The organism is Xanthomonas sp. CFBP 8152 (assembly GCF_014199025.1).
GTDB lineage: Bacteria > Pseudomonadota > Gammaproteobacteria > Xanthomonadales > Xanthomonadaceae > Xanthomonas > Xanthomonas arboricola_B.
Genome location: NZ_JACHNO010000005.1, coordinates 89,337 through 106,492 on the forward strand (window position 1 = coordinate 89,337; position 17,156 = coordinate 106,492).

The following is a 17,156-nucleotide window of genomic DNA, read 5'->3' on the forward strand; positions in this document are numbered from 1 at the left end:
ATGTCGAAAGACGACTCCATTGAATTCGAAGGCAGCGTCAGCGAGACGCTCCCCAACACCACGTTCCGGGTCAAGCTGGAAAACGGGCATGAGATCATCGCCCACATCTCCGGCCGCATGCGCAAGAACTACATCCGCATCCTGACCGGCGACCGGGTCAAAGTCGAGATGACTCCCTACGACCTGACCAAGGGTCGTATTACCTACCGCATGAAGTAAGTGGTTCTGGTGTAAGACGCGAGGCGGCCGGTGGCCGCTTTTTGTCGTGGCCGAGATTTGCGCATCTGGACGGCAGCGATGATCGGGCGGTGCCGGCTTGCTTCTGCCCTGGCTTGTGCCCTTGCCTTTAGCTTGCGCCTCGGTCTCTATATCGCTCAGGTTCGGCAGCGCCCTGTTGTGGCTCCTCGCGAGCTACAACCGCCGCTCAGCCTCCACGATCGCCCGGACCACGTGTTCCGAGAAAAAACCGTTCTTTCAAGCGGTTTTTTTTGTTCCAGGACCGCAAGACGATCAGTCGACTGTGGCCGGCAGTAGACGCTCCGGTTCCGGGTGCGCTTCCACCACCAGCTCGCCATCCTTGACGTCGATGTTGACCCGGCCGCCTTCCACCAGCTTGCCGAACAACAGCTCGTCGGCCAGCGGACGCTTGATCTTCTCCTGGATCACCCGCGACATCGGGCGCGCGCCCATCAGCGGATCGAAGCCGTGCTGGGCCAGCCAGTCGCGCGCAGTCGGGGTGGCCGACAGCGAGACGTGCTTTTCCTGCAACAGCATCTCCAGCTCGATGATGAACTTGTCCACCACCCGCAGGATGTGGTCGAAGCCCAGCGGCTGGAACTGCACGATTGCATCCAGGCGGTTGCGGAACTCCGGCGTGAACCCGCGACGGATCGATTCCATCGCATCGGTGGAGTGATCCTGCTTGGTGAAACCGATCGAGCGCCGCGACGCCTGGGTGGCACCGGCATTGGTCGTCATCACCAGAATCACGTTCTTGAAGTTCGCCTCGCGCCCGTTGGTGTCGGTGAGGATGCCGCGGTCCATGACCTGCAACAGGATGTTGAAGATGTCCGGATGCGCCTTCTCCACCTCGTCCAGCAGCAGCACGCAGTGCGGCGTCTTGACGACCTTCTCGGTCAGCAGGCCGCCCTGGTCGAACCCGACATAGCCCGGAGGTGCACCGATCAGACGGCTGATCGAATGCGCTTCCATATACTCGGACATGTCGAAGCGCACCAGTTCGATCCCCAGTTGCAGCGCAAGCTGCTTGGTGACCTCGGTCTTGCCGACACCGGTGGGGCCGGCGAACAGGAAGTTGCCGATCGGCTTTTCCGGATTGGCCAAGCCCGAGCGCGCCAGCTTGATCGAGCCGGCCAGGGTCTCGATGGCCGGGTTCTGGCCGAAGATCACCATCTTCAGATTGCGCTCCAGATGCTGCAGCACGTCCTTATCGGTGGCGCTGACCTGCTTGGCCGGAATCCGCGCCATCTTGGCGACGATGGTTTCGATTTCCTCGATATCGATCAGCTCCTTGCGCTTGCCTTCCGGCAGCAGACGCTGACGCGCGCCGGCCTCGTCGATCACATCGATCGCCTTGTCCGGCAGCAGGCGGTCGCCGATGTGCTTGACCGACAGGTCCACCGCTGCCTGCAACGCGTCGTCGGCATAGGTCACGCCATGGTGCGCCTCGTACTTGGGTTTGAGGCCCTGCAGAATTTCGAAGGTCTCGCCCACGGTCGGCTCGACGATGTCGATCTTCTGGAAGCGACGTGCCAGTGCACGGTCCTTTTCGAAGATGCCGCGGTATTCCTGGAACGTGGTCGAGCCGATGCAGCGCAGCTCGCCCGACGACAGCGCCGGCTTGATCAGATTGGACGCATCCATGGTGCCCCCCGACGCAGAGCCCGCACCGATGATGGTGTGGATCTCGTCGATGAACAGCACCGCGTTGGGCACCTTCTTCAGCGCCGCCAGCACGCCCTTGAGACGCTTTTCGAAGTCGCCACGGTATTTGGTGCCGGCCACCAGCGCTCCCAGATCCAGCGAAAAGATCACCGCATCGGCCAGCACTTCGGGCACGTCGTTGTCGACGATGCGCTTGGCCAGACCCTCGGCGATCGCGGTCTTGCCCACGCCGGCCTCGCCGACGTACAGCGGGTTGTTCTTGCGGCGGCGGCACAGCACCTGGATGGTGCGCTCTATTTCGTCGCCGCGGCCGACCAATGGGTCGATCTTGCCGTTGCGGGCCTGCTCGTTGAGATTGGTGGCGAACTCGGCCAGCGCGTCGCCCTTGGCCTCGCCCTCCCCGCCCTCGCTCTTGGGTTCGCCATCGGACGCGGATGGCTGCTCGCCGTCCTCACCCAGCTTGGCGATGCCGTGTGAAAGGTAATTGACGATATCCAGGCGGGTGATGTCCTGCTGGTTCAGGAAGTACACCGCGTGCGAATCCTTCTCGCCGAAGATCGCGACCAGCACATTGGCGCCGGTGACTTCCTTCTTGCCCGAGGACTGCACGTGATAGACCGCACGCTGCAGCACACGCTGAAAGCCCAGGGTGGGCTGGGTGTCGCGGCCATCGTCTTCGGCCAGGCGCGAGACCGAGGCCTCGATCGCCTGCTCCAGATCGTTTTGCAAACGCACCTGGTCTGCGCCGCAGGCCTTGAGGACTGCCTGGGCGGACGGGTTGTCCAGCAGCGAGAGCAGCAGATGCTCGACGGTCATGAACTCATGACGAGCCTCGCGTGCTCGCTTGTAGCACTGGCCGATGGTTTGCTCTAGGTCTTTGCTGAACATTGGTCACTCCGAACGGCTGTTGCCAACAATATGCGGCTTTTGTTGGGATTTACCACAACCCTATCGGATAGGCATGTTCAGACGGCGTTAGCATGTGATTGCAGCCACAGTGTTGCGTTGCTGGAATGATCAGATTGGCCGGTCAGGTCTGTTCCATCGTGCACAACAGCGGATGTTGATGCATACGCGAGAATTCGTTGACCTGAGCCACCTTGGACTCGGCGACTTCGCGGCTGTAGACCCCGCATACGCCGCGTCCACGGGTATGGACATGCAGCATGACCTGCGTGGCGCGCTCCAGATCGAGGTTGAAAAACTGCTGCAACACCGTCACCACGAAGTCCATCGGGGTGTAGTCGTCGTTCAGCAGAAGCACCTGATACCGTGGCGGTGGCGCCACTTCAGGCTTGCTGGCTTCGACCGCGAGGCCGTGATCGTGTTCGTGTGAGGTCTTACGAGGCATCCGGTCATTATACGGTTCATCGCCGCGTGCATTGGACGATTTACGCCGCGCCCCGCACAATTTGTCTTCGACTCCACGGCTGCCCCCCTTGATGACCGATTCCCTCACCGCGCCGTTACTGACGCCGTCGTTCACCGCCGACCCACCCGGGTGCGAGCACCTTGCAGGGCTGCAGCGCCGCCTGACCCGGCGTCAAGCCGAGCGGTTCGCCGGTGGTGCCAGCGCAGCCCCGATGAGCCAGGACCTGCAGCGATGAGCGCTTCCGAACCACGCTGGCACCCGGATGTCACCGTGGCGACGGTGGTGGTGCACGACGGGCGCTTTCTGCAGGTGGAAGAGACCATCGGCGGCCGGCTGCTGTTGAATCAGCCTGCCGGGCATCTGGAACCGGACGAAAGCCTGCTCGACGCGGCGGTACGCGAGACCTTGGAAGAGACCGGCTGGGACGTGCGCCTGACCCACTTCATCGGCACCTACCAGTGGGTCGCCCAGAGCGGCCAGTGCTTCCTGCGGTTTGCGTTTGTCGCCGAGGCGGTGACCCACCATCCCGAGCGCAGCCTGGACACCGGCGTGGTGCGCGCGTTGTGGATGACGCCGGAAGAAGTGCGCGGCTCGCCCGAGCGGCTGCGTAGCCCACTGGTGTGGGAAGTGATTGCCGACTACCTGGCCGGCCAGCGCCATCCGTTGTCGTTGGTGCGGCACGTCGCATGAGTACGCCGCATATCGTTGTCGGCGTCTCCGGCGGTGTGGATTCGTCGGTGGCGGCCTGGCGGCTGGCCAAGCAGGGCGAATCGATCGCCGGCCTGTTCATGCAGAACTGGGCCGACGACGGCAGCGGCGACTGCCGCGCCGACGACGACCGCCGCGATGCGGTGGCAGTGTGCGGGGTGCTGGGCATCCCGTTCCACTTCCGCGATTTTTCCGGCGAATACTGGAGCGGCGTGTTCGAGCATTTCCTGGCCGAATACGCGTCCGGGCGCACGCCAAACCCGGATGTGCTGTGCAACCGCGAGGTCAAGTTCAAGCATTTTCTTGAAGCGGCCCAGGCGCTGGGCGCCGAGCGCATCGCCACCGGCCACTATGCACGGGTGGCGCACAGCGGCGGGCGCTGGCGCCTGTTGCGGGGCGCCGACCGCGGCAAGGACCAGAGCTACTTCCTGCATCAGCTGGGGCAGACCCAGCTGGCCGCAACGCTGTTTCCGATCGGGGACCTGGAAAAAAGCACGCTGCGTCGGATCGCCGAGGATGCCGGTCTGCCGACCCACGCCAAGAAGGATTCCACCGGCATCTGCTTCATCGGCGAGCGCGATTTCCGCGAGTTTCTGGGCCGTTACCTCCCCGCACGCACCGGCGATATCCGCGACCCGCAGGGGCAGCGCATCGCAGAGCATCCGGGGGTGTTCTATTTCACCCTGGGTCAGCGCGAAGGCCTGAACATCGGTGGCGTGCGTGGACGTGCCGCCGCGCCGTGGTACGTGGTCGGCAAGGATGTGGCGAGCAACGTGCTGTATGTGGACCAGGACCGCGACAGCCCGCTGCTGCAATCGCGCTGGCTGCAGTCCGAGCAGGCGCATTGGGTCACCGGGGCACCGCCGGCGCGCAGCTTTGGCTGCACCGCACAGACGCGTTACCGGCAGCCCGACGAGCCGTGCACGGTGCAGGTGCAGGACGACGGCAGCGTGCAGGTGCGTTTCGAACGGCCGCAGCGGGCGGTGACGCCTGGGCAGTCGCTGGTGTTGTATGACGGCGAGGAGTGCCTGGGCGGCGCGGTCATAGCCGCCACCGATGCGCCGCTGGAACGCCGATTGGCGGGATCTTCTTCTTCACCCGAGGTAGTGGCTTGATGAGTTCTTCCATGGATCACCGCGTGCTGGCGCTTGCCGGCGTTGCCCAGGCCCTGCAACAGGTGCGGCGGATCGCCGAAACCGGGCACTCGGAGGCTGCGACGGTGCGTACCGCCATGGACAGCGTGTTCCGGGTGGACGCGTCCTCGCCGGAGGCGGTATACGGCTCGCCAGCGGACCTGGCGCCGGGTCTGCGGTTGCTGCACAACTATTTCCACAATCAAGCCCAGGACGAGGTCCTGCCGCGGCTGGCACTGGCGGTGCTACAGCTGGAGCGCCGCTTCGTGCGCGACACTGGCACCGTCGCCACGGTCTCCAACGGCATCGAAGCGGCGGCGCATCAGGCACGCAGCCTCGGCGACAGCGGCCACCCGGACGTATTGAGTTCGCTGGGCGGGCTGTATGCGCAGTCCATCAGCCACCTGCGTCCCAAGGTCATGGTGCAGGGCAATCCGCATTATCTGGGCCAGGCTGGCGTGGTCGCGGAAATCCGCGCGTTGCTGCTGGCTGCCGTCCGCTCGGCCGTGTTGTGGCGGCAGATGGGTGGCAGCCTGTGGGATTTCCTGTTCGCCAAGCGCGCAATGATCGAGGCCGTGGACCGCGCGCTGCGCTAAACCACTGACGAACCCGGTTTGCCATACGCGCTCGCGGTTGCTGGCGCGTGTCAACGTCGGTTGAATGGGCAAGGGGATGTGGCGATCGTCGCTAAAGACAAAGGGGGTACGGCCGATACAGCAACCGTGACTCTGCCGAGAACGCCCATGTATTCACGTCCACTTATCCGTCTGGCCGCCCCTTTGGCTCTGACCTTGCTGTTTCCCTTCGCTGTCGGATTCGACTGGCCCGCTTCGGTGCGCTGGGCGATCCTGGCGACCATGACGCTCAGCTGGCTCGGTTTCGCCGCCTGGGTGACCTACTCCCAGTTCCGGCGTAATCCGGACCAGACCCGCATCCTGCGCGAGCAGGACCAGCTGCTCAACGAACTGCGTACGTTCGTCAGCAACGAAGTCGACGGTTCGCGCTCGGAAGTCGAGCGTGCCCGTGAACTGATCCGCCAGGCCGTGTCCGGTCTTGGTGGCAGCTTCGAAGCGATGAACCGCAAGTCGCGCCAGCAAAGCCAGGCATTGGCCCGCATCGTCGACCGTGCCGGTGACGACGGCAGCGCCGGCGTCGACGTCGCCCGCTTCGCCCAGCACGCCAGCTCCCGCATGGAGCAGTTGGTGGAAGCGCTGGAACAGGTGAGCGGCCAGAGTACCAACACGGTGCACCACATCGATGAGATGGCCCAGCACCTGGATGGCATCTTCGCGCTGCTGGAAGACGTCAAGTCGATTGCCGACCAGACCAACCTGCTGGCCTTGAACGCCGCCATCGAAGCAGCCCGTGCCGGTGAGGCCGGTCGCGGCTTCGCAGTGGTCGCCGACGAGGTGCGCAATCTGTCCGAGCGTTCCACCACCTTCAACGAACAGATCCGCAAGCTGGCGCACAGCTCCAAGGAATCGATCGCCAAGGTCCGTGAAACGGTCTCGCAGCTGGCCTCGCGTCACATGGATCGCTCCCGCGAAGCCCGCCACGAATCGGCGGCGATGCTGGAGAACGTCGCGCAGATCAACGCCTCGCTGGGCGACGGTATGCGGGAGATCTCCGAGTGCGCGCGTTCCATCGACGGTAGCGTGGCCGAAGCGGTGCGTGCCCTGCAGTTCGAGGACATCGCCACGCAGACGCTGAGCGGTATCCACACGCACCTGGATCGCCTTACCGCGATCAACCGTGAAGCCGTAGCGCTGCAGGAACTGTTGCATCGCAATGGCGGCGTGTACGACAGCGATCTGGTCGCCGCACTGCAGAAGGTGTCCACCCGCCTGCGCGACATGCGTGTGGAATGGGAGCGCCCGCCGCACAAGCCGGTGGCGCAGCAAGGCATGGGTGCGGGTACGGTCGAACTGTTTTAAGACCAATGTCACGCACCGTCTGATTTCCGACATTCCCCGGCCTTCCGGGGATTTGTCGTTCCGCAATAACCGTTGCGCACTAACACTGGTGTTCCGCTGATGACGCTCCTTGCCCCGCCCACCGATGCCTCCACCGCCGTGCTGGAATCAGCCGCGCTGGCGGCTGCACACGCCCGGCGCATCGCGCAGAGCGACGCGGCCCGGCCCGCGCTGCGCAGCGTGCGCATGCCGGCCGCGCTGGAACGGCTGGAGCGTGCCGCCCGTGCGGAAGTGCAGGCAATGCAGAACCCCCGCCGCAGCTGCAGCGAAGAAGAACTGCTGTTTGCGACCGTGGCCTGGGATATGGGGCTGGATGGCGCCGCCGTCGACGTGTCTGGACGCTGACGCTTTTGTGCGGCGACGGGGCGCGCCTCGGCAGGCGCCCCGCCGGTTGTGTCCACTGCACGACCGCTGACGTTTGTGCATCAGGCCGTGCCGCCAGGCATGGCCCTGAACACGCAGTACCGTGCGACTGCAGCACCAGGGTGAGGTCTGCCCTGCCCGCCTGCTCGACGACGTCTATGACACCACGCAATGCATCGATCGGCTGATCTGCGGCCTGGCTGCAGGGCCTTGTCCGCCCACCATCGCGGGCTACGCCGCAAGTACGTCCGTGTAGGCTCACGCGGCATACATGCCGCGTAAGGTCCCGTGACGGTAGGCGGACAAGGACCAGTCGAGATAGTCGGTGTGTGTGGTCGCAAGCAAAGCATGAGGTGCATCGTTCGGATCACCTTGCGTCCGAGCATCTTGCCCACGCACGCCGAGTAACAGGCAGGCTTTCAATAAGCAGGCGATGGACTTCTCAAAGTCTCAAGGCCTTGCAACACGTATGTTTTTATCTGGCCACCGACCAACTCTCTGGTGCGGTGCCATTGCCGGTTGCCGGACCCTTGGCGGCATGGATGCCGCCAAGGAACCTGAAGGGACGGATCCGCGGCGTGTCCCGCAAGTGGCGAGGGCATCGCGCCCTGGACTCACCGAACTTTTGAGCTGCGCATTTCAACAGCCGGCCGCACGACGCCAGGCGCTGCTACAGAGTGCGTCAGCTGGCGATGACCAGGCGCGCACCGAGGCGCATGCCGGCTTCGGCTTCGCGCAGCCACTGCGCCATGTCGCGCGGCGACAGCGGCCGCGAGTAGAAATAACCCTGGATTTCGTCACAGCCCTGCTGGCGCAGCAATGCGTCTTCCTGCACCGTCTCTACCCCTTCGGCAACCACCTGCATGCCGAGCGCGTGGCCCAGATGCACGATGGCCTGGGTCACTTCGGCGGTGTTGGCGTCGTCGAGCATGCCCTGTACGAAGCTGCGGTCGATCTTCAGACGCTGCACCGGGAAGCGGTTGAGGTAATGCAGATTGGAGAAGCCGGTGCCGAAGTCGTCCACCGCCAGCAGCACACCGTTCTGCTCGAACAGCTCGAAGCAACGGCGTAGCGAATCGGAATCGCGGATCAGTGCCGATTCGGTCAATTCCAGTTCCAGACGCGATGGCGACCAGCCGTTGTCGCGGCAGATTTCCAGTACGCGCTCGGCAAAGCCGCGCTCGCGCAGCTGCACTGCAGACACATTGACCGCAATGCGGCTGAAATTGAGCCCGGCGCGGTCCCAGACCACGGCCTGGCGGCAGGCCTCGCCAATCACCCATTCGCCCAGGCGCACAATTTCGCCGCACTCTTCGGCAATCGGAATGAATTCGACCGGACTGCACTGGCCATGGCCGGGGCGATTCCAGCGCATCAGCGCTTCGATCGCAGGCGACGATTCGCCTACCGTATTGACCAGCGGCTGATAGACCAGGGTGAACTCTTCGCGTTCCAGCGCACCTTGCAGCGCGTGCTCCAGTTCCAGGCGGCGCTGCGCACGCATCAGCACGTCCTGGCTGTAGTAATGGAAGGTGTTGCGGCCCGCCTCCTTGGCGGCATACATCGCCGCATCGGCGGCGCGCAACAGGCTGTCGAAATCCGACAGGCCTTCGCCCTGCAGCGCGATACCAATGCTGGCGCCGAGCTTGAGGGTGACGTGGTCCTTGCGCAGCGGCTCGCCAAGCGCGCTGATCAGCTTGCGGGCAACATGGCCGGCGTCTTCGGGCTCGGACAGGTCGCGCAGCAGGACGACGAATTCGTCGTCGCTGAAACGGCCGAACAGGTCGCTGTTGCGCAGCTGCTGATGCAGGCGTGCCGAGGCAAGTTTGAGCAGGTTGTCGCCGGTGGCGTGACCGAACGAATCGTTGATGCTCTTGAAGCCATCCAGATCGATCAGCAGCATCGCCAGCACCTGGCCCCGCTCGTGCGCTTCGCGAATCGCGTTCTCTGCCTGCTCGCGCAGCAGAAAGCGGTTCGGCAAACCGGTCAGGCGATCGTAGTGGGCCAGCAGTTCGATGCGCTCGTTGGCCTCGCGTTCGCGGGTGACGTCGCGGAACAAGGCGACGAAACGCGGCGGCAGGCCTTCGCGGCGGTCCAGCTCGATCAGCACCTGGACCCAGATCCGCTGGCCCGAGTTGCGGTAGAAACACAGCTCCAGCTGTTCGGGCAGGCCGCCATCGGAGATACGCAGCAGCGCCGCCTCGAAGGCATCGCGCGAATCCTGCGTGTACAGCGACAGCGCCTGCTCCAGGGTGATGTTTTCCTTGCGCAGGCCGTGGATGCGGTAACACTCCTCGGTCCACTGCATGCGCCGGGTGTCGACCTCGATCTCGCAGCCGCCGATCTTGCCCAGCGCAGACACGCGGTTGAGCAGCTCGGTGCGCCAGCGGATCAACGCATCGGTCTGGCGCTGCTCGGTGACGTTCTGCAACTGGCCGAGCAGACGCACCATGCTGCCATTGCCGTCGAAAACCGGCTGCGCCCAGATCCGCAAGTGATGCGGATTGATGCCGGCGTGCACGTTGATTTCCAGCTCGAAATGCACCGGCAGGCCGTCGTGCTTGATCTTGCGCCAGGCACTGCGCAGATGCGCAACCGATGGCCGGCCCAGCAGGCGCAGGATGTCGCGAATCCCCTGCAGGCGCAGCTGGGTCATGCCGAGCTGTTGCAGGAAATCCGGTGACACCCACAACGCGTCCTTGAGCGTGTCCCAGCTCCAGCTGCCCATGCTGGCGATGCGCTGGGCCTCTTCGAGCTGGGCCTGCTGCTCGCGCAGCTGCTGCTCGAGCAGTTTGTGGTGATGCACATCGGTATGCGTACCGACCATGCGCAATGGGCGGCCGTCGGCGGTCCGCGACACCACGCGGCCGCGATCCAGGATCCAGCGCCACTGGCCGTCGTGCTGACGCAGACGGAATTCGGCCGTATAGGTATCGGTGCGCCCCTCAAGGTGCGCCTGCACGGCGGCACTGACCAGCGCGTGGTCGTCGGGATGGATCAGTCCGGACAGCGCGGTGAGATTATTCGGCAGCGGCTGCTCGGAGTAACCGAGCATGCGGGTCCAGCGCTCGGAACGATAGACCACATCGGCCGGAATATCCCAGTCCCACAACCCGTGATCGGCGCTATCCAGACCCATTTCCCAGCGGCTGGTGCCGTCGGCGCCCATTGGCTCGGGAATGCTCAGGGTGAAGGCCATGACCTGGCCGTGTTCGTCGCAGACGGCGCGGAGCCAGCCTTCCAGACGCCCGCCACCGATGCCCGGCAGCACGCAAGCGGTCATGCCGCCGCTATTGGCCACCTGGGCGCGACTGCTTTCCAGGACTTCGGCATAGGCACCGAGGGTGGCCGGCAATCCCAGCGATTGCGCAACACGGTTGGCCGCCAGCGGCTGACCATGGGCATCCAACAACACCACCGCCGAGGTCAGCGGGTGTTGCAGCATGCTTGCGATGACGCCTGAGTCCACTCTGGAACACTCCGAAGAATCGACCCCGGCCTTCGGAGTCGCAATGGATAACGGCCGTTTCCGCGATTAGTTGAGGCGCGTGTTTCGGGCTCGACCGAACCGGGCCGAGTTGCGGCTAAGATGGTTGCATCGCCAGCACCAAAGGTCGTCCGCGGACCCATGCCTCATCCTGTCGCCGCGCCCGCATTTTCGTCCGCTCCCGTGTCCCGTCTCCGCCTGGCCGAGCGCCTGCAACAGGGTCTGTGGACCCTGACCGGGCTGTACCTGTTGGTCGGCGTGATCTGGCTGCTGCTGGGCAACCGGCTGCTGCACCTGGCAGGCGCCCCCATGCCGGGGCGCTGGTCGGACGCGAGCTTTCTGCTGGTGTCGAGCGTCGTGATCCATCTGGTGCTGCGCCGTTTCGTGGCGCTGATCGTCGAAGAGCACGCGCAACTGGCACAATCGGAGGCGGTACTGCAGGCCAAGTTCCTGGCCCTGCCCAGCGCTGCCCTGATCTACGATCTGGCCACGCTGCGCATCCTGGATGCCAACCCGGCAGCGCTGGAATTCTTCGGCTGGGAGCGCGACGCATTTCTGCAGCAGACGCTGCAGGCGATCTGGCCCAGCGCCGACGGCGCGCGCCTGGAGGAAATCATCACCCAGATTCGCGCCAAGGGCGCCGACACCTGCACCCGGCACGAGGATCTGCTGACCCGCAGCGGCCTGCGCCATGTCGAGATCCGCAGCAACCAGCTGCATCTGGCCAGCGGCCCCGCCCGCCTGGTGGTCATCGTGGACCGCAGCGAGGAACGCCAGGCACAGCATCTGCGCGACGAGGCTCTGCAGCGGCTGGAAGAAGCGCAAGGGATCGCGCGACTGGGTTCCTGGCAGCTGGATCGCGCGACCGGATTGGGGCGCTACTCGCCGGCGGTGTACCGCCTGCTCGGCCGGAGTGTGCCGGTACATCGGCGCGAACATCGGCTGGAAGAACTGCTGACCGCCTCGGACACCGCCACCCAGACGCGGATCGAACGCATCATCGAGGACATGTGCACCGGTGGCGAGGTGCAGATCGACGTGCTGCTGCCGCTGACCGGCGGCGATTCGCAGCCGCGTACCGTCCATCTGCGCGCCGAAAGCGTGACCAGCCAGAACGGCGCCCGGCATATCCATGGCACGCTGCAGGACGTGAGCGAGCGCGAACAATCGCGCAGGTTGCTGCGCGAGCGCGAGGAGCAGTTTCGCGAGCTGGTCAGGGTGCTGCCGGATGGCGTGCTGATCCTGGCCGACGAGCACGTGATGTATGCCAATGCAGCCGGGTCGGTGCAGTTCGGCTTCCAGGGCGAAACCATCCTGGGCGAACCGCTGCAGACCCTGGTGAGCGAAAGCGATCTGCCGGTGGTGCGCGAGTATCTGCGCGCAGGCAGCGATCGCAACGAGCCGGTGTCCAGCGCACGGGCGATGCGTCGTCGCGACGGCAGCGCCTTTTATGCCGGTCTGTCGGCCGGCGATATCCGCTATGGCGGACGCAGCTGCAAGCTGCTGGTGGTGCGCGACCTGAGCGAACCCGAGCGCATGCGCGATGCGCTGGCCGAAAGCAATGCCGAGTTGCAGGCGATGGCCAAGCGCCTGTTCTCGCTGCAGGAAGACGAACGCCGCGCGATCTCGCGCGATCTGCACGACGACATCGGCCAGGCCATCACGGCGATGAAGCTGTCTGCGCATGCCGCACTGGACGAGCCGGATCCGGACGCGCGCCGCGATGACCTGCTGGAAGTGGTGTCGCTGGCCGACAGCACCGTGACCAAGCTGCGCAACCTATCGATGCTGCTGCGTCCTCCGCAGCTGGATGCCCTGGGTCTGGAAGCGGCCTTGCGCTGGCAGGCCGCGATGCTGTTTCGCGCATCGCCGGTGAGGCTGGAGCTGGATATCCAGGCACTGGACGTGCGTCCGGGCAACGAGATCGAGCAAGCGTGTTTTCGAATTGCACAGGAGAGCCTGACCAATGCCCTGCGCCACGCCTGCGCGGGCGAAGTGCGCATGAGTCTGCACTCGATCGACAGCGAGAGCTTTCGCCTGCAGGTCAGCGATGACGGCGATGGTTTCGAACCGGAGGGCCCGCGCGGACTCGGACTGATCGTGATGCGTGAGCGTGCGCAAACCGTGGGCGGTGCGCTCGCGATAGAATCAGCACCCGGAGCAGGCACGCGCGTGACGTTGCGCCTGCCCTATCACCCGGTCGGCGAGTCCGTCCACGACGATGGTGGACGTTAAGTCATGTGGAGTCCCGTAATCCCGCCCGGACTGGAAATCGTCAAACCCACCCGCCTGGGCGCGGGCAATCCCGAACTGCTGCATCTGGTGGACGCTGCCGCATCCGGCGGCCCGCCGTTGATGGTGTTCCACATCGATATCGATCACTTCGCCTCGATCAACGAGAACATGAGCGGCGAAGTCGGCGATCAGGCGCTGACGCTTGTGGCGCGCCGGCTGCAGGACTTTCTCGGCGCGCGCGGCAAGTTGTGGCGCCACGGCAGCGATGAAATGGTGGTGGTGGCGGTGCGTCGCGAGGACACCCCGCTGCCGGAGGATTTTGCCGAAGAGATCCGTCAGCAGCTGGAACTGCCGCTGTCGGTGCTGCCGTACACCTTGTTCATGACCGGCAAGGTCGGCATCAGCCTATGTCCGGAACACTCGAGCTCGCTGTCGATCCTGCTCGACTACGCCGAAGAAGCCAGCTACCAGGCCGCACGCGAAGGCGGCAATACGGTGCGCCTGTACACGCGCAACTCGACCACCAATGCGCATAGCGAAAGCATCATTGCGCGACAGATCGTCGATGCGATCCCGCATGGCGAACTGCGGCTGCGCTACCAACCGCTGGTGAGCGCGCGCGACGGCCGTATCGTCGGTATGGAAGCGCTGCTGCGCTGGCAATCGCCCACATTGGGCATGCTGGTGCCGGAGCGCTTCATGCGCACCGCCGAGCGCCTGGGCGTGATCGTGCAGATCGGCGAATGGGTGCTGCAGAATGCGGTGCGTCAGGCGCGGCTATGGCGCGACCAGGGCTTTGACGATTTCAGCATTGCGGTCAACGTCTCCACGCTGCAGCTGTTGCGCCCGGGCTTCTTCAACGAAGTGATGGCGATGCTGCAGACCGCCGGCGTGCCGGCGCAGTTCGTCACGCTGGAGATCAACGAAAGCGCGTTGACCAACAACGTCAACTTCGTCCACGAGACGATGGCCAACCTGCGCAACGAAGGCATCAGCCTGAGCCTGGACAACTTCGGCACCGGCGATTCCAGCCTGAGCGCACTGGTGCGCTATCCGGTCGACCGGCTGAAGATCGACCGCAGCTTCATCAAGAGCGCGCCGGCCGGCAGCCGCGAGGCGGCGATTGCGCGCGCGATCATCGCCATGGGCCACCAGCTCGGCATGACGGTGATCGCCAACGGCGTGGAATCGCAGGCGCAACTGGGCTTTTTGCGGCGCAACGACTGCGACATCTTCCAGGGCTATCTGTTCGGCGAACCGATGTCGGCCGAGTCGGCCGGCATGGCGTTACGCCGCCGCTACCTGCGCCCGGAATCGTTCGCCGAAAGCCGCCCCGACCGCACGCTGCTGCTGCTGGACGACGAGGAAAACGTGCTGCGCTCGCTGGTGCGCCTGTTCCGCCGCGACGGCTACCGCATCCTGGCTGCCGGCAACGTGCGCGACGCCTTCGACCTGCTCGCCACCAACGACGTGCAGGTGATCCTGTCGGACCAGCGCATGAGCGACATGAGCGGCACCGAGTTCCTGGGCCGGGTCAAGATGCTCTACCCCGACACCGTGCGCCTGGTGCTGTCCGGCTACACCGACCTTGCCACGGTCACCGAAGCGATCAACCGCGGCGCGATCTACCGCTTCCTGACCAAGCCCTGGAACGACGACGAACTGCGCGAGCACATTCGTCAGGCATTTCGCACGCATGATGAGCTGCGTAACGGCAGGGAGTAGGGATTCGGGATTGGGGATTGGTAAGAGCCAACAGCAGTGTTTCTAAGCCGCAATCGGAGATCTGTTGAGCAGGGCAGGCGGCAAGGCGCGGCAAAACCGCTCTTGCCAATCCCTAATCCCTAATCCCGACTCCCCAATCCCAGCACGAAGCGCTACCGCGGCTGCCGCACCGGCAGCACGATCCGGAAACTGGCGCCCTGCCCCGGGATACTTTCGACATCGATGCGGCCGTGGTGCTTGTTGATGATGCCGTAGGAGATCGACAGGCCCAGGCCGGTGCCGCTGCCGACCGGCTTGGTGGTGAAGAACGGGTCGAAGATGCGTTGCAGCAGGTCCGGGGCGATGCCGGCGCCGCTGTCCTGGAACTGGATCCAGACGTTGTCGGCCTCGTCGCGGCCGGTGGTGACGGTGATCGTGCCGCGCTCGACAATCGCCTGGCCGGCGTTGAGCAGCATGTTCATGTAGACCTGGTTGAGCTCGGACGGCAGGCATTCCACCAGCGGCAGCTCGGCGTAATTGCGCTCCAGCGTGACCTTGTACTTCAGCTCGTTCCAGATGATGTTGATCGTGGATTCCAGACCGGCATGTAGGTCGACCATCTTCCACGACTCGGAACGGTCCGAATACGAGAAATCCTTGAGGTCGCGCACGATGCGGGTGACCCGCTCGATGCCTTCGCGCGACTCGGCCATCAACTGCGGCAGGTCGCGGCTGATGAAGTCGATGTCGGCGCGGTTGCGGATCTCGTCGATCTCCGGAATCAGCGCCTTCGGATCCGGCGCCTGCAGCGCGCGCTCGTAGGCTTCGATCAGCGTGAACAGGCTGCGCAGGTATTCCTGCAGGCTGCCGAGATTGGAGTGCACGTAACCGATCGGATTGTTGATTTCGTGCGCCACGCCGGCGGCCAGCTGGCCGATGGAGGCCATCTTCTCCGATTGCAGCAGTTTGTCCTGCGCACCGTTCAAACGCAGATAGGCCTGGCGCAGTTCGGCATGGCGCTGTTGCAGCTCGCGCTCGTAATCCTGCTGGCCTTCGATGTTGTGGAACAGCACCAGGAAATGCCCGACGCCCTGCTCCTCGTTGTAGTACAGATGCGCGATGACCACCCGATCGGCCACCGGCAGGCTGCCGGTCCAGCTGCCTTTGCTGCGCGCCTGGTTCAGCGCATCCGACGGCAGCACCTGCGAGATGCGCTCGCCAAGATTGCGGTCGTCGGCAGGATCTTCCTTGCACAGGCTCTGGCGTGCGACGGCGTTGGCCAGGATCAGCTGCCCGTCTGCGCGGAACAGCAGCACACCCTCGAGCATCTGGTCGCCGAACGCGCGCAGCATGGTCGAGGACGGTAGTAAGGTTTGATTGAGAAAAAACTTGGCAGTCACGGGACAAGGGCGGCGTAGAGGACGCTTCAATATACGCCGAACCGCCCAGGCCTCGTATTGCGCGGGGCCACGTTCCTGTACGCCTGGTAGCTCGACGCTGCACTGCTTAGCACTTGGTCCAGCCTGCGCGTGCGCTCGGGCACGCTGCGGTGCTTCAGGCCACTGCCAGCGAACGACCGCCGCGCAGCACGCTGGATTGACCCTTGGCGTCGTAGGACGGCGCACTCTCGGTGCGGCCCAGATGACGCAGTGCCCAGTTCACTTCGCGACGCCGGCGTGCCAGCAGCGCGCCGTTGGCGCGATTGGCTTCGGCCAGTTCGCGCAGCCGCTCTTCTTCGCCCTGGGGCATTGCCGCTTCCAGCGCGCGCAGTGCCGACAGCTTGTCCTGCGTGTGGCGCATCAGCCCATCGATGTCGTTCTCGAGTAATGCCTGGCGTTCGCCGGCCAGCGCATCGCTGAGACGTTGCAGGGACTCGTTCACGTTCATCCTTTGGGTCGGGGATCAACCCGCCAGTTGCTGATTCAGATCCATCATGCGGCTGGCGATGGCATCCGGGTTGATGGAGTAGCTGCCGTTCTGCAACGCATCCTTCACTGCCTGGACGCGACCGGTGTCGATCGCCGAGGACTGCGACAGCGTGCGCTGCAGGTTCTGCAGGTTGGTCGCCTCACCGGTCAGCTTGACGCTGTCGGTCGGCGGCAATGCGGCGATCGGAGACGCGCGATCTTCACCGGCCGAAGCGATCTTGCTGCTCGTGGCCGCAGTGCGAAGGGTTGCAGCGGTCGGTAGATTGCCTTCGATTTTCTGGCTCATGTCAGGAACTCCTCTACAGGTCGTAGGGGATAACGGCATGCGCCAAAAAAACTTTATAGCGA

At 64.5% G+C, this 17,156-nt stretch carries 14 protein-coding genes; 8 read left to right on the plus strand and 6 right to left on the minus strand.

The genetic code is table 11. The features are described 5' to 3' along the window. The gene (gene infA / locus FHT09_RS17570; protein WP_002813418.1) at positions 1-219 is read left to right on the plus strand and encodes a translation initiation factor IF-1; all 219 of its coding nucleotides are present in this window, start codon (positions 1-3) and stop codon (positions 217-219) included. A 291-nt stretch (positions 220-510) separates the two neighbouring features. Here the strand turns inward: infA and clpA are convergent, their stop codons facing one another. Together clpA and clpS are read right to left on the minus strand one after the other, a co-directional pair. Then, complete coding sequence (gene clpA, locus FHT09_RS17575; protein ID WP_104606628.1) at positions 511-2,793, minus strand: ATP-dependent Clp protease ATP-binding subunit ClpA; 2,283 nt, start codon at positions 2,791-2,793, stop codon at positions 511-513. 142 nt (positions 2,794-2,935) lie between these two features. Continuing rightward, positions 2,936-3,256, minus strand: coding sequence for an ATP-dependent Clp protease adapter ClpS (clpS, locus tag FHT09_RS17580; protein WP_104537416.1), 321 nt, complete (start codon positions 3,254-3,256; stop codon positions 2,936-2,938). A gap of 252 nt (positions 3,257-3,508) precedes the next feature. Between clpS and FHT09_RS17585 the strand changes: the two genes are divergently transcribed. From FHT09_RS17585 to FHT09_RS17605, 5 genes are all read left to right on the plus strand, one after another. Beyond that, the gene (locus FHT09_RS17585; RefSeq protein ID WP_104537417.1) at positions 3,509-3,967 is read left to right on the plus strand and encodes an NUDIX hydrolase; all 459 of its coding nucleotides are present in this window, start codon (positions 3,509-3,511) and stop codon (positions 3,965-3,967) included. Continuing rightward, complete coding sequence (gene mnmA / locus FHT09_RS17590) at positions 3,964-5,100, plus strand: tRNA 2-thiouridine(34) synthase MnmA (RefSeq protein ID WP_104537418.1); 1,137 nt, start codon at positions 3,964-3,966, stop codon at positions 5,098-5,100. The genes FHT09_RS17585 and mnmA overlap by 4 nt, the downstream gene beginning before the upstream one ends. Beyond that, positions 5,100-5,714 (plus strand): high frequency lysogenization protein HflD, encoded by a 615-nt coding sequence (gene hflD, locus FHT09_RS17595; protein WP_104537419.1) that lies wholly within the window; start codon positions 5,100-5,102, stop codon positions 5,712-5,714. Before mnmA ends, hflD begins: the two co-directional genes overlap by 1 nt. A 60-nt stretch (positions 5,715-5,774) precedes the next feature. Continuing rightward, the gene (locus FHT09_RS17600; protein ID WP_181126282.1) at positions 5,775-7,052 is read left to right on the plus strand and encodes a methyl-accepting chemotaxis protein; all 1,278 of its coding nucleotides are present in this window, start codon (positions 5,775-5,777) and stop codon (positions 7,050-7,052) included. 99 nt (positions 7,053-7,151) lie between these two features. Then, on the plus strand, positions 7,152-7,436 hold the full coding sequence (locus FHT09_RS17605) for a hypothetical protein (protein ID WP_104537420.1): 285 nt from the start codon (positions 7,152-7,154) through the stop codon (positions 7,434-7,436). A 700-nt stretch (positions 7,437-8,136) separates the two neighbouring features. On the opposite strand, the gene FHT09_RS17610 is transcribed toward FHT09_RS17605, so the two are convergent. Next, entirely contained in the window at positions 8,137-10,923 is a 2,787-nt protein-coding gene (locus FHT09_RS17610) for an EAL domain-containing protein (RefSeq protein WP_181141362.1), read from the minus strand. Between the two features lie 120 nt (positions 10,924-11,043). Here FHT09_RS17610 and FHT09_RS17615 point away from each other — a divergent pair, with 120 nt between their 5' ends. Both FHT09_RS17615 and FHT09_RS17620 read left to right on the plus strand, forming a co-directional pair. Beyond that, positions 11,044-13,176, plus strand: coding sequence for a PAS domain S-box protein (locus tag FHT09_RS17615; protein WP_181141363.1), 2,133 nt, complete (start codon positions 11,044-11,046; stop codon positions 13,174-13,176). 3 nt (positions 13,177-13,179) lie between these two features. After that, positions 13,180-14,901 carry an EAL domain-containing protein gene (locus FHT09_RS17620; RefSeq protein WP_104537422.1) on the plus strand — a complete coding sequence of 574 codons (1,722 nt, stop codon included), beginning with the start codon at positions 13,180-13,182 and terminating at the stop codon, positions 14,899-14,901. A gap of 152 nt (positions 14,902-15,053) precedes the next feature. Here the strand turns inward: FHT09_RS17620 and FHT09_RS17625 are convergent, their stop codons facing one another. The 3 genes from FHT09_RS17625 to flgM form a co-directional block, all read right to left on the minus strand. Beyond that, the gene (locus FHT09_RS17625) at positions 15,054-16,280 is read right to left on the minus strand and encodes an ATP-binding protein (protein WP_104537423.1); all 1,227 of its coding nucleotides are present in this window, start codon (positions 16,278-16,280) and stop codon (positions 15,054-15,056) included. Positions 16,281-16,434: 154 nt separating this feature from the next. Continuing rightward, positions 16,435-16,767 carry a flagellar protein FlgN gene (locus FHT09_RS17630; RefSeq protein WP_104537424.1) on the minus strand — a complete coding sequence of 111 codons (333 nt, stop codon included), beginning with the start codon at positions 16,765-16,767 and terminating at the stop codon, positions 16,435-16,437. 15 nt (positions 16,768-16,782) lie between these two features. Further along, positions 16,783-17,094, minus strand: a complete 312-nt coding sequence (gene flgM / locus FHT09_RS17635) for a flagellar biosynthesis anti-sigma factor FlgM (RefSeq protein WP_016901729.1) — start codon at positions 17,092-17,094, stop codon at positions 16,783-16,785. Positions 17,095-17,156 lie beyond the last annotated feature (62 nt).